The sequence below is a fragment of the uncultured Roseobacter sp. genome (assembly GCF_947501835.1).
In the GTDB taxonomy this organism is placed as follows: Bacteria; Pseudomonadota; Alphaproteobacteria; order Rhodobacterales; family Rhodobacteraceae; genus Roseobacter.
The window spans coordinates 275,452-299,831 of sequence record NZ_CANMXR010000008.1; the positions used below are offsets into that span (position 1 = coordinate 275,452).

Here is a 24,380-nt window from a genome sequence, read left to right on the forward strand (position 1 = left end):
AGCGGTGCCAAGAGGCGTCAAGGCGAAATCAGAACCTTTTTGCCAGCTAAATCAGGTGGACCCAACAGATGAAAAAGCCCAAGTGGGTTGTGCAAAAAGAGCAGGACAAGAAGGCGCAGGGGCGCGAGACCGTCTGGCTCTTTGGATTGCACGCCGTGCGCGATGCGCTGATGAACCCGGACCGCCAAAAAATCCGGCTGGTTGTGACGCTGAATGCCCACAACAAACTCAGCGATGCCATTGATAGGGCGGGGATCACGCCGGAAATTGTGGACCCGCGCAGGTTTGCGGTGCCGCTCGATCCGGGGTCGGTACATCAGGGCGCGGCGATGGAGGTCAAACCTCTTGAGTGGGGGCGGCTTGAAGATGTGTGCATCGGGCCAAAGTCGCCCCGCGTGATCCTGCTCGACCGGGTGACCGACCCGCATAATGTCGGGGCCATTTTGCGCTCCGCAGAAGTGCTGGGCGCCTCGGCGGTTGTGGGCACCCGGCACCATTCTGCACCGGAGACCGGCGCTTTGGCAAAAACCGCCAGCGGTGCGCTGGAGCGCCAGCCCTATATCAGGGTGCGCAATCTGGCGGACGCCATTCGCGCCTTGCAAAACATGGGATACCTCGTGCTCGGGTTGGATGGCGAGGCGACGCAGACCATCGAAATGGCGGTCGAGGGCAAACGGGATCGTCCCGTCGCGTTGGTTCTGGGCGCCGAAGGACCCGGTCTGCGTGAAAAGACCAAGGAGACGGTCGACGCGCTGGTACGGATTGACGCGGCGGGTCAATTTGGGTCTCTCAACGTCTCGAATGCGGCCGCAATCGCCTTATATGCAAGCAAGGCGCCGGTGGACCGCGCATAAGACTGAAGGGAGCGGCATGGCATACGCCACCAAGATTGCAACCTGTTGCTATTGCGGCACCCGCGCGGCGCTGGTGCTGGGGCGCAACCGGCATGAGCTGGCCTGTTCCAGCTGTGGGGCACCGCTGCACGATCTGAAACGCCTGCCGCGGGATCATCCGGGCAAAACGGAATTGGTGCGGCCTTCCGCGGTTCGAAAGTCACCTAGGGGCACCGAGGAAAACTGGCAGCGGAAACGAAAGCCCCACAAGAAAAGCAAAAAGCGGCGGAAGGGGTTTGTTCAACACCTCTTTGAAGAAGCCTTCGATGTGATCGAGGATATTTTCGACTAGGTGAGCACGGGCCTTTTGCCGCCAGAAATTAACGCTTCGTTCACAGATTTGCGAGACAGTCTGGATATGCGCGATTTCGTGCTTATCTACTTGTCATGTCAACGGGCCCGGAACGCCTGTTGAGCTCATGACTGTCCCTCGTTCCGTACCTTTTGCGCCCATGCTTCGCAGCATCGGGCGCTCTTTTTTTCGGCGGTGTGACCGGCTAGACAGACATCATGGAATACACCGACGCCTTTTTGAAAGAGATCCTCACACGCACGCAGCGCATTGCCGTGGTTGGTGTGTCGCTGAACCCGGTGCGCCCGAGCTACTACGTGGCGCGCTATCTGACCCTCAAAGGCTTTGAGGTGGTGCCGGTCAACCCGGTGCACGCAGGCAAGGAGTTGTTTGGCCGGATCGTTCGGGGAGCGCTGTCTGATATCAAGACTGGCGTGGACATGGTCGATATCTTTCGACGCTCAGACGCGGTGCCGCCGATTGTGGACGAAGCGCTGGAATGTTTTGGCGACCTGCAAACGATCTGGATGCAGATCGGTGTCAGCCATACTGAGGCCGCCGAAAAGGCCCAGGCGCGGGGTGTGGATGTCATTCAGAACCGCTGCCCGAAGATCGAATATCAACGGCTCTTTGGCGAGTTGCGCATGGGCGGATTTGCCACCGGTGTGATTTCGTCGAAGCTCTAGGAGCGGCTCGCCTTTTCCGCGATCCCGGACTGGCTCTGACGGCGCGCCAATTCCGCCAGCACCGCGTCCAGGGTGACATCGCGTGCGGCCAACATCACCAGCAGGTGATAGATCACATCGGCAGCCTCGGAGGTCAGCGCGGCCTTGTCTCCCTTGGTGGCCTCGATGATCGCCTCGATGGCCTCTTCACCAAACTTCTCGGCGCATTTTTCCGGACCTTTTGCCAAGAGTTGCGCGGTCCAGCTGCTTGCCGGATCAGCGGACTTGCGTGCTTCGATGGTTTCAAACAGCTCCTGCAGCGTCATGTCAGCCTCATTGGGATGCCCGCGGCAGCCATGTGTTCCTTGGCCTGACGGATGGTAAAATCACCAAAGTGAAAAATCGAGGCCGCCAGCACCGCGGAGGCGCCCCCCTCGGTGACGCCCTCGACAAGGTGATCCAGGGTGCCCACACCACCGGATGCGATGACGGGGACCCGAACCGCATCGGAAATTGCCTTCGTCAGCGGCAGGTTGAACCCGGCGCGGGTGCCGTCCCGGTCCATCGAGGTCAGCAGGATTTCCCCGACCCCCTTGGCGGCCACGGTCTGGGCGAATTCCACGGCATCGATGCCCGTGGGTTTACGTCCGCCGTGGGTGAAGATTTCCCATTTACCCGGGCCAACGGTCTTGGCGTCGATGGCGACCACGATGCATTGGCTGCCAAACTGATCAGCCGCGGCGGCCACCACGTCCGGATTGGCCACGGCGGCGGAGTTGAACGAAACCTTGTCTGCTCCGGCGAGCAGCAATGCGCGGACATCGCCGGGCGTGCGAACCCCGCCGCCCACGGTCAGCGGAATATAGCAATGCTCCGCCGTGCGCGTGACCACGTCGAACATGGTTGCGCGGTTTTCGTGAGTGGCGGTGATGTCGAGGAAACACAGCTCATCCGCGCCCGCTGCATCGTAGGCCACGGCGGCATCTACGGGGTCGCCCGCATCGCGCAGGTCGACGAAATTGACACCCTTCACGACGCGCCCGTCAGCAACGTCAAGACAGGGGATGATACGGGTTTTCAACATGTTACGCTCATTCCGGGACGGGGACCTTGTGCCCCGGCTGCGTGGCATTTGCAACACGGGCAAGTGCGTTGCGCACGATCAGAACGTGGAACGGGAGAATGGCCTGCAAATAGGCCCGGCCGCCGATGTTATGCGGATGCACCCAGGTGGCGAGGTAGACAGTGCTGTCTGCGCTGAAAACGCTGACGCGAAAATCCAGATGCCGGTCGTTAAACCCGACAATGACCTCGGTCGGCGTCGACATCTCGACCGGGAACAGGCCCAGTTTGCGATCCGTCGCCGGCCCGTCCTTCATCAGGCCAAAGGGCGCAGTCAGCAGGTTTCGCAGGGCGACAAGGCCTTTGGCCCATCCGGGAAAATCGACAATGATTTCCGCAGCAGCCGGGGCGGTCAGATCGCTTGCAACCTTGTAGCAATCGAGAAAGTCACCGTTGCCGACGCGTTTGTGCAACGGGCTCTTGGGTGGCAGCTGGGTTTTGGTCACAAGCGGCATCATCGGGTTTACGCTGCCAGGGTTGCAAGCGCCTCTTTGAGATCGATCGCTCCATCATAAAGGGCACGCCCGGAAATTGCGCCGTTTAAATCTGCGCCACAATCGCGCAGGGCGATGAGGTCGGCCAGCGAGGAAACCCCACCGGATGCAATCACCGGGATCGATACGGAGCGCGCCAGATCGGCCGTGGCCGCGATGTTGGGGCCACCCATTGCACCGTCGCGCAGGATGTCGGTGTAGATGATCGCGGTGACGCCCGCATCTTCAAAGGACTTTGCAAGCTCGGTGACGCGCACATCGGTTTCCTCAGCCCAGCCCTTGGTCGCAACAAAACCGTTACGCGCGTCGATACCGACGGCCAAATGGTCGGGGAATACCCTGGCAGCTTCGCGCACAAGGTCCGGGTTTTCAACGGCCACGGTGCCCAGGATGACGCGTGTCACCCCCTTTTCCAACCACCTCTCGATGGTCGCCATATCCCGGATGCCACCGCCCAACTGGATTGGCAAATGGCAGGATTGCAGGATCGCCTCAACCGGTGCCGCGTTCACCGGCTCACCCGCAAAAGCCCCGTTGAGGTCCACCAGATGCAGCCATTCGCATCCCGCGTCCACAAACTCCCGCGCCTGATTTGCCGGGTTGTCGTTGAACACGGTTGACTGTTGCATATCGCCGTGGAGCAGGCGCACAGCCTTGCCGTCCTTGAGGTCGATCGCGGGGTAGAGGATCATCGCGGGCTCCGATCAATGCAGGGTCAGGTGTCACGATGTCTCATGCACGTTTCGATCTGCATTTGCAACGCGACGCAGGGTCATACTTGCACGCCGCGCGCAAGACAAGGGAAGGTGCGCCAAATAGGGAGAATGACCATGAAAACGAAGATAATTGCAGCAGCAGCTTGCATATTTATGTCCGGCGCGGCATTTGCCGATCCGCTTGAAGGGCTGTGGCAAACCGAACCGGATGATGGGGCCTACGCGCATGTCGATATTGCGCCTTGCGGTGCAAATTTCTGCGGAAAGATCGCGAAAACCTTCAACAGCGGCGGTGAATATCAGTCGCCAAACCTTGGTAAAACGCTCGTCATCGACATGGCCGCGCAGGGGGACGGCAATTACAAAGGCAAGGTCTGGCGGCCGTCGAATGACAAGATTTACCTGGGGAAGATTGCACTGAGTGGCGATACGATGAAACTGTCTGGCTGCGTTGCGGGCGGTCTGATCTGTTCAAAGCAAAGCTGGGCGCGGGTAAAGTAGCGACCAAGCGCATCGGAGGCGCATTGCGTTCCGGCGGGTGGATGTGCGCTGCGCTCAACGCTTCATTAACAGATCATGGACTATGAAGGCAGTGTCTCCGCGCGCCCATTTGAAGGTTGGGAGTGTGTTCATTTGATTCTGCTTTGGTTCAACAATGCCTCAACGTCGCAAACCAGCTTCGGAAGTGACACCTGAATACGAAGATAGTGGCCTGTTCAAAAGCAAGGTGGGCCAGATCTCCGTGGAGTTGGTGCCTCAGATGACGCGCAACTCGCGCAATGATCTGGTTGTGCGCGGCTTTGCCAATCGAACGATCGAAATCGAGGTCGCATTTGCGGGTCGCCGAGTGAAAGAAGCGGGGCCCTTGGAGGCCCGATTGCGTGCGATGCTGTCCAATGCCGTTCGGGCATCTTCAGCCGCGGGTGCGGATGCACCGGACATCGACTATATCCGCTTGCCTGTGCTGATTGAGGGGGCATGGAGGCCGAGGTTTCGAAGAGATCAGACCGGATGGGAAACGCGCAGCTATTATCTTTTTGCCGCGCGCTGGTCGATTCTGGATGACGAGGGCAATACCGTGTCTTTCGGTTCCCCGCCGCTGGTGATGATGTCGAACCTCAGCGACTGAATTCGCGCCAAGCGCTTGAGCACTCAAGCATCAGGGCCACCAGTTCAGAAAATTTGCAATCATCCGCAACCCGGCGGATTGGCTTTTCTCAGGGTGAAACTGCAGGCCGATCATGGTGCCGGTGCCAATTACCGCGGTAACGTCGCCGCCGTAATCGACATGCGCGAGCCGCTGCGCAGGGTCGGACACCGCCATATGGTAGCTGTGCACAAAATAAGCGTGATCACCCGTTGCAATGCCCTCGAACACGGGGTGCGGCGCATCGAGGATCAGGTCGTTCCAGCCCATATGCGGCACCTTGAGTGTGGGGTCATCCGGTAGGATTTGGGTGACCTCGCCACTGACCCAGTCCAGACCTTTAGTGTCGCGATATTCACGCCCCCAAGTGGCCATCAACTGCATGCCCACGCAGATGCCCATGAAGGGGCGACCCTTAATCTCAACCGCTTCGACCATCGCTGCATAAAGCCCCGAATGGCCTTTCAGTTCGGCCATGCAGGCCGGGAAGGCACCATCGCCCGGCAGCACGATACGGTCGGCTTTTGCGACCACATCGGCATCGCCGGTGACCACGATGTCGCCGCCATCCGTTTCGCGGGCCATACGCTCAAACGCCTTATGCGCCGAATGCAGATTGCCGCTTTCGTAATCAATGATGGCCGTGAGCACCTCAGAGCGCGCCTTTGGTCGACGGGATGGCATCGGCCTTGCGCGGATCGACCTCAACCGCTTCTCGCAGCGCGCGGGCGACGGATTTGAACGCGGCCTCCGCAATGTGGTGGCTGTTAAGCCCGTGCAGCATGTCCACGTGCAGCGTGATGCCACCGTGGGTGCTAAAAGCTTGAAAAAACTCGCGGACGAGTTCGGTATCGAAAGTCCCGATCTTCGCTGTCGGCAGATCGACATTCCAGATCAGAAAGGGGCGCGCAGAAAGATCCAGGGCGGTGCGCACAAGTGCGTCATCCATGGGTAGCAGGCAGGCGCCGTACCGCTTGATACCGCGCTTGTCACCCAGCGCCGCCGCCAATGCCTGACCCAGCGCGATGCCGGTGTCTTCGACTGTGTGATGATCATCGATGTGCAGGTCGCCCTTGGCACGCACGGTCATATCGATCAGGGAATGGCGCGCCAACTGGTCCAGCATGTGATCAAAAAAGCCGACCCCAGTCTGATTGTCATAAGCCCCGGCGCCGTCCAGATCGATGGTTACGGTGATCTCGGTCTCTGCTGTGGATCGCGTCAGCGTGTGAGTGCGCATGGGGGCCTCCGGGCCAATGGAATTGCGCGCCCTTATACCAGTCCGCGCGCGCAGGCCAAGACGCGACATTCGGGATTGCGGGCAGCGTGTTGGATATGCCAGCTTGGGGCAGGGCGTACTGCCCGTTCAAGGAGCGTTCATGACCACATGCGTCTTTATCCAGATCCGTTGCACACCCGGCTCGACGTATCGGGTGGCGGAAGAGATCGCGCTGCGCGAGATCCACTCTGAGCTCTATTCCACCAGCGGTGATTTCGACCTGATGATGAAGGTCTACATCCCCCAAGACGCGGATGTCGGCAAATATATCAACGATCAACTATTGGATATCAAAGGGATTGAGCGGTCGCTGACGACGATGACGTTCAAGGTCTTTTGACGTTGCGCTGGCTCAGCTGCTTGGCGGCACTTTCCCTGTGGGCTGCTCCCCTCTCGGCACAGCAGAAAACCTATGAGGGGGAAGAGGCTGCGGCTCTGCGCTGCGCCAATACTATGGCGTTTACTGCGGTGGCCTTGGAATCAACCGGGCGGATCGGGGCCTTGGAAAAGGATGTGATGCTCGACATCACGGTGCGTATTCTGGTGGAGCATGTCAGCGGGACCTGGGCGCAGAAAAAAGCGGCACTTCGCGTAGTGCGTGATCGGCGTGATGTGCTGGAAACCTTCGATGACTTCGAACGGTTTGCAAACCAATGCCTGCGCCAGTTCCCGATCAATTAGAGCGTTTGGTCGTTAAACGGGGCCATGTGATTCAGATCTAAGGCGCTGCGGTTGGCATCGCGTCGGTCGCTCCACGGATCTTTGCGTATCGATGGGACCGTAGAATCGCACAGCAATCGGGCAGCTTTGCAGGAATGGCAGCAGATGATCTGGGGCAGCGGGCCGGTTTCATTTGACACTGGACGCCCAATGATGAACCAATGTGTAATTGGTTCAAAGCTTGGATGAATACCTCTTGTCAGAAACGACGCGCTTGCTATCTCTCGACGATCTCAGCCTGCAATTTCGCGGGCAAGCTGCGAATGTCGTGGAAAATGTCAGCTTGTCTGTCAGCACAGGCGAAATCCTTTGTGTCGTAGGGGAATCGGGCTGCGGCAAGAGTGTGACAGCCATGGCGCTGATGGGTTTGTTGCCGCTCGACACGGCGCAAATCTCATCTGGCAAGCTGGCGTTCGATGGGCAAGTCATTGATCTGAAATCAGAACGTATCTCGTCTGATCTGCGCGGCGGGCGCATGGCGATGATTTTTCAGGAACCGATGACGTCCTTGAACCCTGCATTTCGGGTTGGTGAGCAGATCGCGGAATCTGTGCGGCGCCATGGTGACTGCACCCGCGCGGCGGCGCGCGAAAGAGCGTTGGAAATGCTACGCCGCGTCGGCTTGCCCTCCCCGGAGCAGCGGCTTGATCAGTACCCGCACCAATTCTCAGGTGGTCAGCGTCAGCGCGTGATGATTGCGATGGCGCTGGCGAATGACCCGCGCCTTTTGATCGCGGATGAACCGACAACCGCCCTTGACGTCACGATACAGGCGCAAATTCTCGACCTGATCCGCGACCTGCAACGCGAAACCGGCATGGGCACGATCATGATCACCCATGACCTTGGTGTCGTTGCCGACATCGCCGATACGGTGGCCGTCATGTATGGCGGGCAGGTGGTCGAAACCGGACCTGTGGCGGAAGTATTCGCAAACCCGCATCATCCCTATACCATCGGCTTGATGGCATCGGTGCCCCGGCTCTCCGGCCCGCGGGCGCGGCTGACAACCATCGAAGGCACGGTGCCGACGCTCGATAAAATGCCGCAAGGATGCCGGTTCCGCAGTCGCTGCCCTTTCGCGTCGGATCTGTGTGCCACGCGGCCGGTGCTGGCCAAGGTCGGGCCAAACCACAGCGCCGCGTGTCACTTCGCGCCCCTGGAACAAACCTTGAGGGTGGCAGGATGACACCAATCCTCGAAGCGCAGGGTTTGACAAAGCACTTTCAAACCGGTGGTGGGCTCTTTGCCAAAAAGGGGTTCGTGCGGGCCGTGGACAGCGTTTCCATTGCGGTCACACCTGGGGAGACCTTTGCTATTGTCGGAGAGTCCGGCTGCGGCAAATCCACGCTCGCGCGGCTGTTGATGCGGCTGTTGGATGCAACAGCGGGTGAGGTGTTTTTCGACGGCAAACAGGTGACGACAGCCACCGGTCGCGCGCTGTCCGCGTTGCGCAGAGACATGCAATTCATTTTTCAGGATCCGTTTTCGTCGCTCAACCCGCGGATGTCCGTGGGCAAGCTGGTTGGCGAACCCATCGAAGTGCACGCGCCGGAGGTGTCCAAGGCGGAGCGCCGCGCCAAAGTGTCCGAATTGCTGCGTCAGGTCGGTCTAAGGCCGGAACACGCAGACCGCTATCCGCACGAGTTTTCCGGGGGGCAGCGTCAGCGCATCGGCATCGCCCGCGCCCTGGCCTCGGGGCCGCGCCTGATCATCGGCGACGAACCCGTCTCCGCGCTGGATGTGTCGGTGCAGGCTCAGGTCGTCAACCTGTTAGGCGATCTTGGCAAGGATCTGGGGCTGACGCTGATCCTGATTGCTCATGATCTTGCCGTGATCCGGTACATGTCGGACCGGGTCGCCGTGATGTATTTGGGGAAGATCGTCGAGCAGGGCACCACCGACGTGCTGTTTGCAGCCCCACGCCATCCTTATACCCGCGCGTTGCTGGATGCGATCCCGGACCCGGACGAGCAGACAGATGCGAAGCGCGCGCAGATTGAAGGGGAAATGCCCAGTCCCTTCGCGCCGCCGACGGGCTGCGCATTCCATACGCGCTGCCCTCACGCGACTGGCATCTGTTCACAAGATGTGCCGCGGGCCGAGACCACGCCCGATGGCCATATGGTCGCGTGCCATCATTGGAAAGACATCGGTGCAAGCGCCCGTTTCATCACCCTGATCAGCCGAAGCCCGGCCACCGAAGCCCGGCTCGCACTCTACCGAAAAGCGACGGAGGGGGCGAAGATCACCCCGATCGCGCAACCCAATCCTGACAGAGAGGAAATTTGATGAAGACCCTGACCCTCACCACTGCTGCCCTGGCGCTTTTGGCCACGGGCGTTATGGCTCAAGATTTGCGGATCGCGCTGCAATCGGATGCCGACATCCTGGATCCCGACCAGTCCCGGACCTTCGTGGGGCGCATCGTCTATGCGTCAATGTGCGACAAGCTGGTGGACATCACACCGGACCTTGAGATCATTCCGCAGCTCGCGACCGCATGGACGGTGGCAGAGGATGGCATGTCCATCGATATGACCTTACGCGAAGGGGTCGTGTTCCATGACGGGACGGCGTTTAATGCGCAGGCCGTCGCGGATAATATCGAGCGATCCCAGACGCTTGAAGAAAGCCGTCGCAAATCCGAGCTGTCCTCGATTTCCTCGGTTGAGGTCACCGGAGACTATACGCTGACGTTGGGCCTGAAAGCGCCGGATGCTACCGTGATGGCGCAACTGGCGGACCGCGCAGGTATGATGATTTCGCCGACGGCGGCGGCAGAGCAGGGGGCCGATTTCGGATTGGCGCCGGTCTGTTCCGGCCCGTTCAGCTTTAGTGAGCGGGTGGCGCAGGACAGGATTGTCCTGACCAAGTTCGCGGATTACTGGAATGCGGATCAGATCAATTTCGACAGTGTAACCTTCCTGCCGATCCCGGATACCACTGTGCGTCTGGCCAACCTGCAATCGGGTGATATTCACATGTTGGAGCGTCTCGCCCCGACCGATCTGGCGCAGGCGGAGGCGGATGCGGGCATCACTGTCGTCTCCGCGGTGTCCCTGGGGTATCAAGGCGTTACCTTTAATGTCGGCAATGGTGAAAAGTCCGACACTCCATGGGGCAATGACAAGCGCCTGCGGCAGGCCTTCAGCTATGCCATGGACCGTGAAGCGATCAATCAGGTGGTGTTTGAGGGTGCATATGCGCCGGGCAACCAGTCTTTCCCACCGACCTCTCCATGGTACAACGCCGAGTTTCCGATCGAAGCGCGCGATGTGGAGAAAGCCAAGGCCCTGCTGGCTGAAGCCGGTTTCCCGGATGGGATTGATCTGACCGTGCAGGTGCCCAATACCACGATCCCCTTGCAGCTGATGCAGGTGGTGCAGGCGATGGCGGCCGAGGCGGGTATTCGTGTCGAGATTGTCTCCAAGGAATTCGCCACCTTGCTGTCGGACCAATCCGCAGGAGACTATCAGGCAAGCCAGATCGGCTGGTCGGGCCGGGTCGATCCCGATGGCAATATCCATCAGTTCGTCACCACCGACGGCGGTATCAATGACAGCGGTTTCTCGCATCCGGCGGTGGATGAGGCGCTGAATGCGGCGCGGTCGCAGGCCGATACGGCCGCACGCAAGGCGCAGTATGATGCCGCGCGCGCGATCCTGATCGACGAGGCGCCGCTGGTCTATCTCTATCACCAGAGCTGGATCACTGCGATGGACGCCAAACTGACAGGCTACACCCCCTATCCGGATGGTATGATCCGCCTCGAAGGCGTGTCCCTGTCCGAGTAAACCGTCACGTTCCCGCCCCTGATCCAGGGGGCGGGATCCTCCAATTCGAGGCCCTGCATGCTCAGTTTCTTCCTGCGTCGCGTCGCCATCGCACTCCCGACGATCCTGCTGATCTCGGTGTTCGTCTTTGCGCTGCAGAAACTGTTGCCGGGCGATCCGCTGCTGGTGCTTGCGGGCGAGGAACGCGACCCCGAAGTGCTTGAATTCCTGCGCGAAAAGTACCGACTGAACGACCCGATCCCGGTGCAATATCTGACCTGGGTCGGCAACGCGCTGCAAGGCGATCTTGGGACATCCTTCCGGACCAATCAGCCGGTGACAGAACTGATCGCGCAAAAGCTGCCGGTCACGATCCAGCTTGCGGTCATGTCTTTGATCTTCGCCGTGGTGATTGGCATTCCGGCGGGAATTTTGTCCGCCTACCGCAAGGGAACCGTGACGGATTACGTGGCGAATGTTGTGGCGCTGTCCGGCCTGTCGATCCCGAATTTCTGGCTGGGGATCATGTTGATCCTGCTTGTCTCAGTAAAATGGCAGCTCTTGCCCGCCTCCGGCTATGTCCCGCCGGGCGAGGATTTGTGGCAATCGATCCGCACCATGCTGATGCCTGCCTTTGTGTTGGGCACGGCGCTGGCGGCGACGCTGATGCGGCACACCCGCTCGGCCATGCTGGGCGTGTTGACCTCTGACTATGTCCGCACCGCCCGCGCCAAGGGGTTGTCCGAGCGCAAGGTGGTGCTGAAACACGCCTTTCGCAATGCGCTGACGCCCATCGTGACGCTGACGGCGCTGCTCTTCGGTGAGTTGATCGCGGGGGCGGTTCTGACGGAACAGATTTTCACCATCCCGGGCTTTGGCAAACTGGTGGTGGATGCGGTGTTCAACCGCGACTACGCCGTGGTGCAGGGTATTGTTCTGGTCACGGCGGTGGGCTTTATCGTCATGAACCTGCTGGCTGACATGGCCTATTTCCTGCTCAACCCCCGCCTGAGGAACGCGTGATGGTCGCCCCCGCCGATACCGCCACGCTGTCCAAGCCGGAAAACCGGGTCTGGAAGAAGTTTCGCACCCACAAGTCCGCCATGCTGGGCGGTTTTCTCGTGGTGTTTTTCATCGCGATTGCACTCCTGGCGCCGCTGTTGCCGATCCCCGATCCGGCGGCGACGGACTGGGGGGCCGTGCGCAAGGCCCCCTCGGCGGCACATTGGATGGGCACCGATGAGATCGGGCGCGATGTGCTGTCGCGGATGATCTGGGGGGCTCAGGCCTCGCTTTTGGCAGGGGTGGTCTCGGTCGGCATCGCTGTGGCCGTCGGTGTGCCCTTGGGCATCATTGCGGGCTATTTCGGCGGCTGGATCGATGCGGTCATCTCACGTTGCACCGAGGCGCTTTTGGCAGCACCTTTCCTGATCCTCGCGATCGCCCTGGCCGCGTTTCTGGGGCCAAGCCTGACCAATGCGATGATCGCCATCGGCATCTCCGCGACACCGCTTTTCATCCGCCTGACGCGCGGCCAGGTCATCAACATTAAGGTCGAGGATTACGTCGATTCCGCCCGCGCCATCGGCCTGCCCACGCGCCTGATCCTGTCGCGCTACATCCTGCCCAATGTGTTGCCGCCGATCCTGGTGCAGGCCACACTGACCATCGCCACCGCCATCATCGCCGAGGCCTCCTTGTCCTTTTTGGGTCTTGGCCAGCAACCCCCGGCTCCCAGCTGGGGCTCGATGCTGAACACCGCCAAGAACTTCCTCAATCAGGCGCCGTGGATGGCGCTTTACCCGGGCATCTCGATCTTTCTGGTGGTGCTGGGGTTCAATCTTCTGGGCGACGGGTTGCGCGATGCGCTTGATCCGCGCGAACACTGAAAGGCAGCCGATGACATTCACCACGCGCCCCGAGATCAGAGGCACATTTGGCGTCGTGACCTCAACCCACTGGATTGCCTCTGCGGTCGGCATGTCGATCCTGGAGCGTGGCGGCAATGCATTCGACGCGGCGGTGGCCACCGGCCTGACCTTGCAAGTGGTGGAGCCGCATCTGAACGGTCCCGCCGGGGACATGCCAGCGATTTTTCAGAAAGCCGGAGAAGACGTACAGGTCCTCTGCGCGCAAGCCCCGGCGCCAGCGGCGGCCACGATTGCCCATTACCGTGCGCAGGGGCTGACCCTGATCCCGGGTTCCGGCCTGCTGGCCACGGTGATTCCCGGCGCATTCGATGGCTGGATGTTGATGCTGCGGGACCATGGAACACTGAGCCTGCACGAGGTCATGGCCCCCGCCATCGGCTATGCAAGAGACGGCCACCCGGTGTTGCCGCGCGTCGCCCATACCATTGCCGGTCTGGCCGCGTATTTCGCCGACCATTGGCCGAGCAGCGCGGCGGTCTGGACGCCGGATGGGGTGGCGTCGGAGCCCCACACGCTGTTCAAAAACCCTGATTTGGCGGGCACCTACGAGCGGCTCGTCGTGTCCGGAGAAGCAAAGAGCGATGATCGAAAAGCGCAGATCGATGCCGCCCGCGAGGAATGGGCCGAGGGGTTTGTGGCCGATGCCGTGGACAGCTACCTGCGGGAGGCGGAGGTCATGGATGTCTCTGGCAGCACGCATCGCGGCGTTCTGACCAAGTCAGACATGGCGGATTGGCGCGCCAGCTATGAGCCGTCGCTTTCCATCGATTATCGCGGATGGACGGTGCATAAGGCCGGTCCGTGGTCGCAGGGGCCGGTGCTGTTGCAGGCGCTTGCCATTCTGAAGCACCATGAGATCGCCACCCTGGACCCGCTGGGCGCAGATTTCGTGCATACGGTCATTGAGGCGATCAAGCTCGCCTATGCGGATCGCGAAGCCTATTACGGGGACCCGCGTCACAGTGACATCCCAATGGATCACCTGCTGTCGGAGGCCTACAGTGCCAAGCGCGCGCAGATGATCGGGTCCTCCGCCAGCCTAGAGCAACGCCCCGGGCTTGTTCCTGGGTTCGAACATTTGGCTGAGGCCTATGGGGCCCGGGCGGCGCGCGATTTTGGTGTCGCGGATGCGGCACCGCAGGAACCGACGATGGCGCATCTGACCGAAAAACGTGGCGATACCGTGCATCTCGACATCATCGACCGCTGGGGCAATATGGTCGCGGCCACACCTTCGGGCGGATGGTTACAGTCCAACCCTGTCGTACCCGGACTGGGGTTTGCGTTGAATTCACGTGCCCAGATGTTCTGGCTCGAAGAAGGGCTGCCCTCATCGCTCGCGCCCGGCAGGCGGCCGCGCACCACGCTCACCCCCTCGCTTGCGACCCACGCAGATGGTCGGCGTATGGTATTTGGGACGCCGGGTGGTGACCAGCAGGACCAATGGCAGCTGATCTGGTTCCTGCGGTTTGTGCATTGGGGCATGGAATTGCAGGCCTGTATCGATGCGCCGCTGTTCCATTCGATGCATTTTCAGAGTTCTTTTTACCCGCGCGACGCCAAGCCTGGCGAAATGATGCTGGAGCCTGCGTTCGGGGATGCCGTGATCGATGATCTGCGCAGGCGGGGCCATATCGTTCACGTCGCCGAACCCTGGTCCGTGGGCCGTTTGACGGCGGCGCTTCGTGATCCCGATGGAGTGCTGCGCGCCGCTGCCACCCCACGCCTGATGCAAGCCTATGCGGTGGGCCGATGACCTGGAGTTTAATTGCCCGTGATGGCGCAGAGATCGGCCTGATCGTTGCCTCCAAGTTTTTCGCTTGCGGTGCGGTTGTGCCCTATGTGGGGGCACACACCGCAGTTGCAAGCCAGGCGTTTTGCAACCCGCTCTGGGGGACGGAAGGACGTCTGCGGTTGGAGGCCGAGAACGCCGATACGGTGCTTGCTGATCTGGTGGCCCGCGATGACGGGCGCGCGATCCGGCAGGCGCATATGACGGATGCGCAGGGGAACTTCGCGGCTTTTACGGGGGACGACTGCGTCGATTGGGCAGGACACCTTATCCGAGACGATCACTCGGTAGCGGGCAATATGCTGACCGGGCCAGAGGTGATTGCGGCGACGTCTGATGCCTATCAGAATGCTTCGGGCGCTTTCGCGGACCGTCTGATTGCTGCGATGCGCGCCGGTGAGACGGCAGGCGGTGACAAGCGGGGGCGGCAGGCGGCGGGCTTGACCATTCACCGCGGTGAGGATCACCCATGGTTGTCGTTGCGCGCGGACGACCACGCCGATCCTCTGAGTGAATTGGACCGCCTCTGGCAGGTGGCCCAGGAACGCTATGTCCATTTCACGCTTGGGATGCCCACGCGCGCAGCATTTTCGGGCAGCCCGACCCGCGATCATATCGACGCCGCTATTGCCGAAGCCGATGCGCGTCGGATATCGGAAGGTCGCCCCAGTCAATCGCACGCCGTGGACATATGAACGACCCGTTGAAACACCGCTTGATGCGCCTGATCGAGATCGAACTGCCCGCGGATGGCCGGTTGCCGACCGAGCGCGCGCTGGCTGAGCGCTTCGATACGTCACGCAGGCTGATCCGGCAGGTGCTGGACCAGCTGGAAGTCGAGGGTCTGGTTTGGCGCAAGCAGGGGTCGGGCACCTACGCGGGCCAGCCTTCGGATCCGACGGGCGATCTGGCAGCGCGCATCGCGGGAGAGACCGATCCCATTCAGGTGATGGAAGCGCGTTTGTGCATCGAACCGGAGCTGGCCGCGCTCTGCGCCACCCGCATGACCGACGAGGAAATCACGCGCCTGCGCACCTTGGCCTCGCGGCAGATTGCGGCGGATGCCCAGACGATTGAGCTTTGGGATGGGGCGTTGCACCGTCTAATCGCGCAATGTGCGCGCAACCGGCCCTTGCTGACAGCGTTTGCGTTGCTGGATCGCATCCGCTCCAACCCCGAGTGGGTGGCGGTGCGAGCAAGGGCGCGGAGCCGGTCCTCGCTGGCTGTGCCCCACAGCGAGCATGAGGTGCTGATTAATGCGATCGCAGCGCGGAGCCCGAACGCCGCCCGGCAGGCTATGTACGATCACCTCTCGGCACGTTTTGCGGCCCTGAAAGTGGAATTCGAAAGCGGCGTTCGTGAGGTCAGCGAATAGGGTTATTGCGCGTCTGGGACGCGGCCTATTCGCTGGTTCATCTATCTATATTTTTGCAGGAGGAAATAGCGACGAGCTTGGTCCGCCGAGTGGATCAGACGCGCAGGCCAGGCAAAGTCAGAGCGCCGTGACCGCTCATTAGGACTTTCCCATCCGCATGTTTTGGATGGCAGCCTGCGCGCTTTGAGACAGGCTGCGGATTTCGGTGCTGATATGGGCAAACCCGGCCCCCATATCACCGACGCGCGCGGCCTCAACGGATGCGTTGATCGCGACAAAGAAGATCTTCTTGCTGATGACATCCAGCTCCGCGATGGAGTGTTCGGACATATTTGCATGTTTATGCTGGCGCGTCAGAACCATCGTCAGAAAGGTTTCGCGAAAGACATCGATCACCTCGAGAACCAGCGGGCGCATATCGTTTTGCACCATTTGCATCAGGTCTTTGGCGCGCTGATCATCAGATGAGCCGTGCACAAAGGTTTTCACGGCAGCATGCACTTTTTCAACAGCATCCGCGGCTGCTGCGCAGGTCTTGTACCGTTCCGCATCAACCGCAGCGCCAGCCGGTTCGAGATATTCCTTGCCATGGCTCCGCAATAGATCAGCGGCGCGATCCATTTTGGGCGAAAGGATCGAAAGATCGTCTGACCCGTCTTTTTGCAGGATGAAATCAACAGGCAGCCATAGACTTGGCAGGATTTCATCTTCCAGCTGTACAATCGGATCTTTGGCCCAGTCGAGGTTCAATTCCATATGCGCATCTTCTCATCCATCAGAGCGGCTAACGCATATCCGCAAGAAGTTTATGAAGTGAGAACAATATCGGATCACTTGAATGAAATGGAGCGCAAATGCGCCACATATCGCAATCCGGCTGGGTACATGGACCACCGCGAAAAGGATCGATCAAACACTGCCTGCCCGGGAAATCTGCTCAGCCGTCCGCGCAGTTTTCCTTCAACACCTTATAGGTTCGATCAATTACGGCGCGTACTTCCGGCAGAAACCTGTCTTCGTGATGGGTCACAAGCCATTGATCGTGATCAAGCTCCTCAATCGGCGGCGTCAGCGGTTTCAGCGCATCATAGCGTCTGCCAATGAATGTGGGCAGCAGCGCGCGCGTTTCCCCCTTGAGCGTCAGGTCCAATGCATTGCGCGGATTGGTCACCTCTATGGCAGGGCCGCCAGCACTTTGGTCCTTGAGCCACTGCGCGGAGGGCGTTCGCCCGATCACCCGCGCCCAGGGCAGCACACTGGCCTCTTTGGCGTAGATCGCGAACCGGATGCGACCAACCCGCCGACCCGCCAACCCCAATCCTTCCGGGCGCCTGTTGCGCACGCCGATCACGACCTCGCGTCTGGCAATGTCGAGCATATCGTCCGCCGCGACGAAACGGAGCTGAACCCGGGTTTGCCCGACGAGATTGGCCGCTGCATCACAAAGCACATGTGTCACCCAGGTGCCTGCGGATACCTTAACGATTGGTATGCTATGCCCGGATGCCTGTTCGACAATTGGCTGTATCCGGGTTTCAAGCGCCGTGGCTTGGACCAGCAGTTGTTGCCCCTCTTCGGTCAAGGTGTAGCCTCTGGCATGACGCTGAAAGAGCTCCATTCCCAACTGCCGCTCCAGAGTCAGTATCCTGCGGCCGAGTGTTGGCGCACTCTTCCCGGTTGCGACCGTCGCTGCCGCAAGACCGCCACCCCGGGCCACGGCGAGGAAAAGGCGTAAATCGTCCCAATCGAAATTCGTTTCATTCATGAAACGATCATTGCAATAGATTTCATGGATGTGAAGAGGCGTTAGGTGCAGGCTGCGCGAGGACATTAGCGCAGGAGACAGCATATGAATTTTCTTGATCAGGAGATCGCCCCTTTGGGAATGGGCTGTTGGCCCATTGGCGGAGCCATGTTTACGGGTGATCAGCCGCTGGGCTACGCAAATTCCGACGATGCGGAATCCATACGGACCATTAACGCCGCTTTGGACGCGGGCATTACGCTTTTTGACACTGCGGCTGCCTATGGTGCAGGGCATGCGGAGCGGCTGCTGGCCCGCGCGCTGAAAGACCGTCCTGATGCAATGCTGGTTACAAAGATCGGGATCACGATCGATGAAACCAGCAAGCAATTGTCCTTTGAGGACGCTGAGCCGGAAACGGTGCTGCCTGCGATCGAGGCCTGCCTATCGCGCCTGCAACGGGATCGCATTGATTTGATGCTCTTGCACCAAAATGGATTGGCCGTTGACCGGGCAGAAGCGGTCTTTGACGAGATGGAAAAAGCCCGCGCTGCGGGCAAGATCCGATCATACGGATGGAGCACGGATTTTGCGGAAAGCGCATCTGCGCTCGCCAAACGGAAGCATTTCACCGCGGTGCAGCACGCGATGAACGTCTTGGTGGATGCGCCGGACATGCAGGAAGTGGCAGACCGTCATGATCTGACGGCCTTGATCCGTTCCCCTCTTGCCATGGGGCTTCTGTCAGGAAAGTATGGCAAAAACGATGCGGTGTCCGCGGATGACATCCGGGCGACGGACAGTCTTATGATCAGGTATTTCGAGGGCGCAAAGGCCAATCCAGCGTTCCTGACTCAACTCGACAGGGTGCGCGAATTGCTCATGAGCGATGGCCGCAGCCTGGTGCAGGGGGCGATTTGCTGGCTGTGGGCCAAAAACGATCGGAATATTCCCATTCCCGGCGCACGGACGGTGGAACAGATTACCGGGATCGCGGGGGCGCTGGCCTTTGGCCCGTTGCCGGGCCCAGTGATGGCGGAGATTGAACAGGCAATAGAGCGCGATCAGATTGACACCAACGCAGAGGGCGAACGTTAGATCATCACTGCCATGGCTGCTCTCGGCGCCGCGTCGCGCAGGTCACGGACTGGCTGGCCGAAGTGTCAATCCACTCAAGAAGACGCCTCAAAGAAGTCGGCACCAAACCTGTCCTGCAGGAACTGATCTTGTTCGGCAGTGGCGTTTTGCAACTGCTCGATCACGAAATCCGGAATGATCATAGGTGCCGTTTGATGCACTTGCTGATGCGCGGTTTTGTAGTCTTGCGATGGCAGACCGCAATGGCTCTCGATTTGCCGCAAAACGCCAAGCGGGTCTTTTCTGATCCTGCCAAACGGCAAATACAGCAACTGATCCGGCGCAAACCGAGCGTCCCAGCGGGCGACGTTTGCCTTGTAGTCCCCGCGTGTTTTCAGTGCGGGCATCTCCAGCAATTCGTTCCAGTCGGTCTGACTGGTTGGGGGGACCTTCTTGCGCTGTGCTGCCATACGCAGCTGTGACGTCAGCCGGTCCAGCGGGTTTCTGATGATGTAGATCAGTTTTGCTTCAGGCAGGAAGCGTTTGAAAAAATCGACCCCCGCGTCTGGAATACAGGAGTATTCAGGCGTCACATCCAGACACATTTGATCCAGCGCGGCGCGTGAAAACACGAACTTGTACCACGTTCCGTTCAGAATGGGGCGTTCCTCCAAACGGCTCAGATAGTTGAGATAGTCCTCATTGGGCGGTACCGTTTTGGCAAGGTGACGTGCACGTGCTTCTTTTAAACCCTTTTTGACGTGCCACGGTGTCCAGCGGCGACATTCCTGCACGAATTTATGGTCAAAGAAATGCAGCTCCTTGAACGGAGGTACCCAGATGTCGGACCGCGCCGACAGCGTTACATGCAGCCACGAGGTGCCGGCCTTTTGCGCACCGATGCAGACGATCTCCGGCTTGCGTCCGGCGTTCATTGTGCCTCCCAATTCAGATCGCGTGCCAGAACCACATTTTCCAAGGAGCGAAGCGCGACCATATCCGCGTCATACTTCTCTTTGGAATGTTGAACCTGATCAGGTTTCCAGGGACTGGCGATCACCTTTCTCAGGATAGCGTCCTGAGTGCCGAACTCCTGAAAAAACGCGCTGGTTCTGTCTGTCCACTCCGTGATGGAGCCGGGCGCTTTGGATTTCATGGATTTGAGATAGGGCCGTCGCCCCGCGTCGGCCAAGCAGGAGGCTGGATACTTCCCGATGTTTTGAAAGAGATGTGTTTCTGGATGTCCTGTGATCAGGCTAACCACTGGCGCCCAGTTTTGCGGTAGCGTGTCCGCATCCAATATCACAAGCAACGCCTCTGGCCATGCTTTCTGAAGTCGCCAGATAAAATGTGTCCAGGAAAAATCGATTTGATCCGGATAAGACGTGACAAGTTCACCGAATAGCTCGTTGTTTTGCAATTCGACTTCAAGAAATGCGGTGTAATGCCGGATACAAAGAAACAGCGCGATTTCCTGTCCGAGCGTCAATTGCCGCAACAGCGCAATCTTGGTTTCCATGCTCGGATAGAAGAAGCCGTCCATCAACGCGTTTTTACGGCTTCCGATAAAGGCATCGTAGTTGTAGACCACGCGTTCGGTTTCATCATATTCGAGAACCGTATCAACATAGGATTGATAGGCTGCCGGCGTGGCCAGTTCATGAGCGGGACTTTTCAAAATGCTGCTTAGCACCTCGCGATGCATCTTTGCCGCCGGAAATTCAGCACCCACCTCCAAAAGCCGATCGGGGTTCCGCGCCAGCAGCCTTTGTAAGGGAAGCGACAGTGGTGTATGGGGCCCGAGAATAAAACTGTGACTGTAGGCGCCTACCATTTATTTGCGCGCGTCCATCAGAGTTTCCTTCTCATCATGCGGTGCATTCTCTTTTTGGTGTCCTCTTCCAGCAAAGGTACCTGAGGTTTGCCAAAAATCCGGGCGAACCTTCTATAAACGGTTGGCCCTCTCCTGAGCCGTTCAATCACTTCCGTCAAGACTTTCCCTGCGGTTGGTGACAGGTCCGCAACGTGGCCGGATCGCTCAAACATGTTTTCGATCATATCGCCTTTTTCTGTCCAAAAGGTGCGCATTCCGTCGAAAAGCGCCCCACCTGACGCCACTCGTTTCTTAGGGGGCCATGGTCGCTGGGGATAGTAGACGGTGAGTTCGCTTTCGTGCAGTTTAGTGGTGTTGGCCAGGATGCTCGCATTCAGCCCGACTGCGCGCTCCGTGTCCGTGCGCCCGTAATCTGCAATGGTGTCTGATACCGAGACAAGCCAGCGGAGCGAAAGCTCAGATTGGATCGCGGCAAATTGTTCATCCAGAATGCGCCAGAAGAGCGTCATCGCGTTCTTGCATTCAGGGTCTCTGCGCAGGACGACGATGGTACAGGCAAGCAGATGGGATAGTCGCGACGCGCCGCAGAACTCTGGTTGAAGCTGGCGGAAATGCTCCATGAATTCGCTGGATCTGCCAGCCCAGCTTTCGCTTGGTTTGCCGGGAATGATCTCATCGACAAAGGGTTCCAGCGCGCAGTCCTCACTGGGCAGAGCCTCCTGAATCGCATCTAAAAAAACCTTGCGATCAGAAAAATATGTAGGCCAAAGTCCAAAAACCGATGGCTCGGATGTGCTGGGTTCAGCGAAACTGTTGCCTAAAGGCTGGTCAACGTCTTGCGCACCTTCCGGCGCGTACCCCAGTTCTTGATAGTCATTTCGGAAAATCTCTTGAAACCGATCCTCATCTGCCGCGCTCCATACCTCGTCTGAGCTCTCATGCTTCAACGATTCACGCAGCTTAGGCAGCTCTGCCGACGTTTCCAGCTGTGCGCATAAGCGCGCAAAATCACTCTCCAGATCTTCGAGCCGCAACACGAAATTGGCCGCCGAAAGGCAATGGAATGGATGCGTTTGGGGTAGCATATGGTGTTTAAGGTTCCAGGGCAGGGACCTTTGACTGCGGTCATATCCAATCCAGGGGTCTTCGATGACATCCAGCGCCGTCGTTATCGTCAGATCGGGCCAGCGCGGTTGAGCATAGTAATCTCCTTCGAGCATGTTGCCGTATTTGAACATGCGAAACGCAGAGAGAAAGCGTTCTCTTGGGTCGCGGATGATGGTGAACCGGAAGAGACCATCATACCGGTCGGGAATGTGGCCAAAGTACCGTTGTACAATGCCGCCATTTAAAGCTTTTCGCACAGAGGTACCGCCGGTTTTGGGGATGTGGATAAAAACGACGTCAGGGTTTCGCAGGATAAAGTTCGTCATCGCGCCCTTGTTTTCTGTGGATGGCAGGAATGGTCAACCTGCTGCTATTTTGCTGCTCCAAAGCTTCGCAGACAATGCCCGAAACATACCGGTGGAACCATAGTGTCATTAAAAACACCCTCAGGTTTTCCGGAATGCGTGTTCATTTGCCTCAGTGCACCCGGCCAGCCATCGCCGTCGCAATGGTCTGCCCCACTGCTTACCCTGCGTAGCCGAATTGCCGCGGCAGCCAGAGCACCAGTTCGGGCCAGATCACCAGGCTCATCAGCGCGAGAAGCAGGGCGATCAGAAAGGGCCAGATTTCGCGGATGATTTCGGACAGCGGGATGCGTGTGACAGCGTTCAGCACAAAGAGCAGGATGCCATAGGGCGGGGTGATCAGGCCGATCATGCAGTTGACCACGGCGACGACACCGAAATGCACAAGATCGATGCCCAGCTCCCGGCAGGTCGGCAAGAAGAGCGGAATGATGACCAGGATGATTGTTGTGGCATCCAGCACACAGCCCAGCAGCAGCAGCAGCAGGTTTACGCCCAGCAAGAACAGAAGTGGGTCGATGTCGAGCCCGACCAGTCGTGCCGCCAGCAGGCTGGGGATGTTTTCCGAGGCCACAACGAAATTGAGGATCAACGCGCCGCCGATGACCAAACCCACAGCTGCCGAGGACCGCGCGCTTTCTACCAGGATACCATAAAGTGCGCGAAAGCTGAGGGCGCGGTAGAAGAGCGCCGCCAGCAGCAGGGCATAGAAGGCGGCCACGGCGGCGGCTTCCGTAGGCGTGGTGACACCACCGTAGATACCGTAGAGCAGAATGGCGGGCATCAGCAGGGCGGGGAAGGCGTTGACCGTGCGTCCGGGCAGTTGCGACAGAGGCACAGGCTCTTCCAGCGCGAACCCGCGGCGGTGCGACAGGAAAGTGTTCATCGCCATCAGCACCAGTCCCATCATCAGCCCCGGGATGATGCCGCCCAGAAACAGGTAACCGATGGAAGAGTTCGAAACCAGCGCATAGAGCACCATGGGGATCGAGGGCGGAATAATGGGGCCGATGGTGGCAGAGGCGGCGGTGATGGCGGCGGCATAGCCACGGGTGTAATGGCCGCTCTTGGTCATCATGCCGATGATAATCTTGCCAATCCCTGCTGCATCCGCCACTGCGGATCCCGACATGCCGGAAAAGATCAGGGAGGCCACCACATTGACGTGCCCAAGCCCACCGCGGAACCGTCCGACCAGCGCGACACAGAACCCTAGCAACCGGTCACTGATCGTGCCCGCATTCATGATGTTGGCAGCGACGATGAAGAGCGGCACCGCCAGCAGGATAAAGCTCTGATAGAGCCCGTCCATGAGGACCTTCCCGGCAATGCCAATGCCTTGGCCAGAGACCGTGAGGTACCCCAGAGAGGCGATCAGAATGGCATAGGCAATGGGCGCGCCGATCCCGGCCAGAAAGAACAATAGACCAATGCAGGTAAGAAACTCCGCGCTCATCTATCGGTGTCTTTGCCGGGGTCATCGACGCCGTATCTGAAGGCGCGATACACCGCCCACCCGTAGCGCAGGGAAACGGCGATCAGAAAGAAGATGTAAATCGCATAGATGTCGCGCATCCGGATCCAGTCACCAAAGACGCTCGAGAGGGTTGCGGTCTTCTTCAGGCGCAGAATGTAGAATTTTGACCAGGTGGGTTCGATTGAGACTAGCAGTCCGATGGAAATTGCCAGCCCGGAAATGATGATGAACCAGCGTCGCACAGCGGGTCGGACCGAAAGGAACAGGATATCAAACGTCACGTGATCGCGTTCGCGAACCACAAAGGCGTTGCCCCAGAAGATCAGCCAGACCCAGAGCAGCAGGCAAAACTCCAGCGTCCAGCCGTAAAGTGACGGATCCAGAAACGGAAACTGGGCGGGCAGCCATGCCAGACGGGCGGAATAGCGCACCGTGATTTGCACAATGAACGTCAGAAACATAAGCGCCATCATCAAGGCGGCCACGGCCTGCGCAAAGTGACTGAGGGCGGATGTGATGGGTTTCATGGATGTTTCCGCGCGGGCCTGTGATCTTCAGCGGGCGCTGAGCAGAT

29 protein-coding genes are annotated in these 24,380 nt (G+C 59.3%); 16 read left to right on the forward strand and 13 right to left on the reverse strand.

Annotated elements, in window-relative coordinates; translation table 11 throughout:
• The first annotated feature begins 68 nt into the window (after positions 1-68).
• The 3 genes from rlmB to Q1A20_RS17750 all read left to right on the forward strand — a co-directional run bounded on the left by rlmB (position 69) and on the right by Q1A20_RS17750 (position 1,871).
• Complete coding sequence (rlmB, locus tag Q1A20_RS17740; protein ID WP_299917911.1) at positions 69-854, forward strand: 23S rRNA (guanosine(2251)-2'-O)-methyltransferase RlmB; 786 nt, start codon at positions 69-71, stop codon at positions 852-854.
• Positions 855-870: 16 nt separating this feature from the next.
• On the forward strand, positions 871-1,185 hold the full coding sequence (locus tag Q1A20_RS17745) for a hypothetical protein (protein WP_298972502.1): 315 nt from the start codon (positions 871-873) through the stop codon (positions 1,183-1,185).
• 218 nt (positions 1,186-1,403) lie between these two features.
• Positions 1,404-1,871 (forward strand): CoA-binding protein, encoded by a 468-nt coding sequence (locus Q1A20_RS17750; protein WP_299405945.1) that lies wholly within the window; start codon positions 1,404-1,406, stop codon positions 1,869-1,871.
• Here Q1A20_RS17750 and Q1A20_RS17755 read toward each other — a convergent pair.
• The 4 genes from Q1A20_RS17755 to hisA are packed head-to-tail and all read right to left on the reverse strand — an operon-like array spanning position 1,868 to position 4,158.
• Positions 1,868-2,176 (reverse strand): phosphoribosyl-ATP diphosphatase, encoded by a 309-nt coding sequence (locus Q1A20_RS17755; protein ID WP_299405942.1) that lies wholly within the window; start codon positions 2,174-2,176, stop codon positions 1,868-1,870. The two genes, Q1A20_RS17750 and Q1A20_RS17755, sit on opposite strands and share 4 nt — an antisense overlap.
• Entirely contained in the window at positions 2,173-2,934 is a 762-nt protein-coding gene (gene hisF / locus Q1A20_RS17760; RefSeq protein WP_299917913.1) for an imidazole glycerol phosphate synthase subunit HisF, read from the reverse strand. Before hisF ends, Q1A20_RS17755 begins: the two co-directional genes overlap by 4 nt.
• Before the next feature lie 7 nt (positions 2,935-2,941).
• Complete coding sequence (locus Q1A20_RS17765) at positions 2,942-3,418, reverse strand: DUF2867 domain-containing protein (RefSeq protein WP_299917915.1); 477 nt, start codon at positions 3,416-3,418, stop codon at positions 2,942-2,944.
• A 17-nt stretch (positions 3,419-3,435) separates the two neighbouring features.
• Entirely contained in the window at positions 3,436-4,158 is a 723-nt protein-coding gene (gene hisA, locus Q1A20_RS17770; RefSeq protein ID WP_299405935.1) for a 1-(5-phosphoribosyl)-5-[(5-phosphoribosylamino)methylideneamino]imidazole-4-carboxamide isomerase, read from the reverse strand.
• 138 nt (positions 4,159-4,296) lie between these two features.
• On the opposite strand from hisA, the gene Q1A20_RS17775 reads away from it, so the two are divergent.
• Both Q1A20_RS17775 and Q1A20_RS17780 read left to right on the forward strand, forming a co-directional pair.
• On the forward strand, positions 4,297-4,683 hold the full coding sequence (locus Q1A20_RS17775; RefSeq protein WP_299405932.1) for a DUF2147 domain-containing protein: 387 nt from the start codon (positions 4,297-4,299) through the stop codon (positions 4,681-4,683).
• Between the two features lie 259 nt (positions 4,684-4,942).
• Entirely contained in the window at positions 4,943-5,311 is a 369-nt protein-coding gene (locus Q1A20_RS17780; RefSeq protein WP_299917919.1) for a hypothetical protein, read from the forward strand.
• A 30-nt stretch (positions 5,312-5,341) separates the two neighbouring features.
• Here the strand turns inward: Q1A20_RS17780 and hisH are convergent, their stop codons facing one another.
• A complete protein-coding gene (gene hisH, locus Q1A20_RS17785) occupies positions 5,342-5,980 on the reverse strand; it encodes an imidazole glycerol phosphate synthase subunit HisH (protein ID WP_299405927.1) in 639 nt (212 codons plus the stop codon).
• Between the two features lies 1 nt (position 5,981).
• Positions 5,982-6,569 carry an imidazoleglycerol-phosphate dehydratase HisB gene (gene hisB / locus Q1A20_RS17790; RefSeq protein WP_299405924.1) on the reverse strand — a complete coding sequence of 196 codons (588 nt, stop codon included), beginning with the start codon at positions 6,567-6,569 and terminating at the stop codon, positions 5,982-5,984.
• A 139-nt stretch (positions 6,570-6,708) separates the two neighbouring features.
• On the opposite strand from hisB, the gene Q1A20_RS17795 reads away from it, so the two are divergent.
• The 10 genes from Q1A20_RS17795 to Q1A20_RS17840 all read left to right on the forward strand — a co-directional run bounded on the left by Q1A20_RS17795 (position 6,709) and on the right by Q1A20_RS17840 (position 16,202).
• Positions 6,709-6,948, forward strand: coding sequence for an Lrp/AsnC ligand binding domain-containing protein (locus Q1A20_RS17795; protein ID WP_298972522.1), 240 nt, complete (start codon positions 6,709-6,711; stop codon positions 6,946-6,948).
• A 20-nt stretch (positions 6,949-6,968) separates the two neighbouring features.
• Positions 6,969-7,289, forward strand: a complete 321-nt coding sequence (locus Q1A20_RS17800; RefSeq protein WP_298972524.1) for a hypothetical protein — start codon at positions 6,969-6,971, stop codon at positions 7,287-7,289.
• Between the two features lie 235 nt (positions 7,290-7,524).
• Positions 7,525-8,517: an ABC transporter ATP-binding protein gene (locus Q1A20_RS17805; protein WP_299917924.1), complete on the forward strand. Its 993-nt coding sequence runs from the start codon at positions 7,525-7,527 to the stop codon at positions 8,515-8,517.
• The gene (locus Q1A20_RS17810; RefSeq protein ID WP_299917926.1) at positions 8,514-9,620 is read left to right on the forward strand and encodes an ABC transporter ATP-binding protein; all 1,107 of its coding nucleotides are present in this window, start codon (positions 8,514-8,516) and stop codon (positions 9,618-9,620) included. The genes Q1A20_RS17805 and Q1A20_RS17810 overlap by 4 nt, the downstream gene beginning before the upstream one ends.
• The gene (locus tag Q1A20_RS17815; RefSeq protein WP_299917928.1) at positions 9,620-11,125 is read left to right on the forward strand and encodes an ABC transporter substrate-binding protein; all 1,506 of its coding nucleotides are present in this window, start codon (positions 9,620-9,622) and stop codon (positions 11,123-11,125) included. Before Q1A20_RS17810 ends, Q1A20_RS17815 begins: the two co-directional genes overlap by 1 nt.
• Before the next feature lie 57 nt (positions 11,126-11,182).
• Positions 11,183-12,127 (forward strand): ABC transporter permease, encoded by a 945-nt coding sequence (locus Q1A20_RS17820; RefSeq protein WP_298972533.1) that lies wholly within the window; start codon positions 11,183-11,185, stop codon positions 12,125-12,127.
• Complete coding sequence (locus tag Q1A20_RS17825; protein ID WP_299917930.1) at positions 12,127-12,993, forward strand: ABC transporter permease; 867 nt, start codon at positions 12,127-12,129, stop codon at positions 12,991-12,993. Before Q1A20_RS17820 ends, Q1A20_RS17825 begins: the two co-directional genes overlap by 1 nt.
• A 10-nt stretch (positions 12,994-13,003) precedes the next feature.
• A complete protein-coding gene (locus Q1A20_RS17830; protein ID WP_299405910.1) occupies positions 13,004-14,791 on the forward strand; it encodes a gamma-glutamyltransferase family protein in 1,788 nt (595 codons plus the stop codon).
• Complete coding sequence (locus tag Q1A20_RS17835; protein ID WP_299405907.1) at positions 14,788-15,522, forward strand: DUF1028 domain-containing protein; 735 nt, start codon at positions 14,788-14,790, stop codon at positions 15,520-15,522. The genes Q1A20_RS17830 and Q1A20_RS17835 overlap by 4 nt, the downstream gene beginning before the upstream one ends.
• Positions 15,519-16,202: a FadR/GntR family transcriptional regulator gene (locus Q1A20_RS17840; RefSeq protein WP_299405906.1), complete on the forward strand. Its 684-nt coding sequence runs from the start codon at positions 15,519-15,521 to the stop codon at positions 16,200-16,202. The genes Q1A20_RS17835 and Q1A20_RS17840 overlap by 4 nt, the downstream gene beginning before the upstream one ends.
• Before the next feature lie 138 nt (positions 16,203-16,340).
• Here Q1A20_RS17840 and Q1A20_RS17845 read toward each other — a convergent pair whose 3' ends face one another.
• Both Q1A20_RS17845 and Q1A20_RS17850 read right to left on the reverse strand, forming a co-directional pair.
• Positions 16,341-16,958, reverse strand: a complete 618-nt coding sequence (locus Q1A20_RS17845) for a methyl-accepting chemotaxis protein (protein ID WP_299405903.1) — start codon at positions 16,956-16,958, stop codon at positions 16,341-16,343.
• Positions 16,959-17,139: 181 nt separating this feature from the next.
• Positions 17,140-17,967 (reverse strand): LysR family transcriptional regulator, encoded by an 828-nt coding sequence (locus tag Q1A20_RS17850; protein ID WP_299405901.1) that lies wholly within the window; start codon positions 17,965-17,967, stop codon positions 17,140-17,142.
• Positions 17,968-18,051: 84 nt separating this feature from the next.
• On the opposite strand from Q1A20_RS17850, the gene Q1A20_RS17855 reads away from it, so the two are divergent.
• Positions 18,052-19,044, forward strand: coding sequence for an aldo/keto reductase (locus tag Q1A20_RS17855; protein ID WP_299917933.1), 993 nt, complete (start codon positions 18,052-18,054; stop codon positions 19,042-19,044).
• A gap of 74 nt (positions 19,045-19,118) precedes the next feature.
• Here Q1A20_RS17855 and Q1A20_RS17860 read toward each other — a convergent pair whose 3' ends face one another.
• From Q1A20_RS17860 to Q1A20_RS17880, 5 genes are all read right to left on the reverse strand, one after another.
• A complete protein-coding gene (locus Q1A20_RS17860; RefSeq protein WP_299405896.1) occupies positions 19,119-19,958 on the reverse strand; it encodes a sulfotransferase in 840 nt (279 codons plus the stop codon).
• On the reverse strand, positions 19,955-20,857 hold the full coding sequence (locus Q1A20_RS17865) for a hypothetical protein (RefSeq protein WP_299405893.1): 903 nt from the start codon (positions 20,855-20,857) through the stop codon (positions 19,955-19,957). The genes Q1A20_RS17860 and Q1A20_RS17865 overlap by 4 nt, the downstream gene beginning before the upstream one ends.
• 17 nt (positions 20,858-20,874) lie before the next feature.
• Complete coding sequence (locus Q1A20_RS17870) at positions 20,875-22,290, reverse strand: sulfotransferase family 2 domain-containing protein (RefSeq protein ID WP_299405890.1); 1,416 nt, start codon at positions 22,288-22,290, stop codon at positions 20,875-20,877.
• A 199-nt stretch (positions 22,291-22,489) separates the two neighbouring features.
• Positions 22,490-23,785: a TRAP transporter large permease gene (locus tag Q1A20_RS17875; RefSeq protein WP_299405888.1), complete on the reverse strand. Its 1,296-nt coding sequence runs from the start codon at positions 23,783-23,785 to the stop codon at positions 22,490-22,492.
• Positions 23,782-24,333: a TRAP transporter small permease gene (locus tag Q1A20_RS17880; RefSeq protein WP_299405885.1), complete on the reverse strand. Its 552-nt coding sequence runs from the start codon at positions 24,331-24,333 to the stop codon at positions 23,782-23,784. The genes Q1A20_RS17875 and Q1A20_RS17880 overlap by 4 nt, the downstream gene beginning before the upstream one ends.
• Positions 24,334-24,380: the final 47 nt, after the last annotated feature.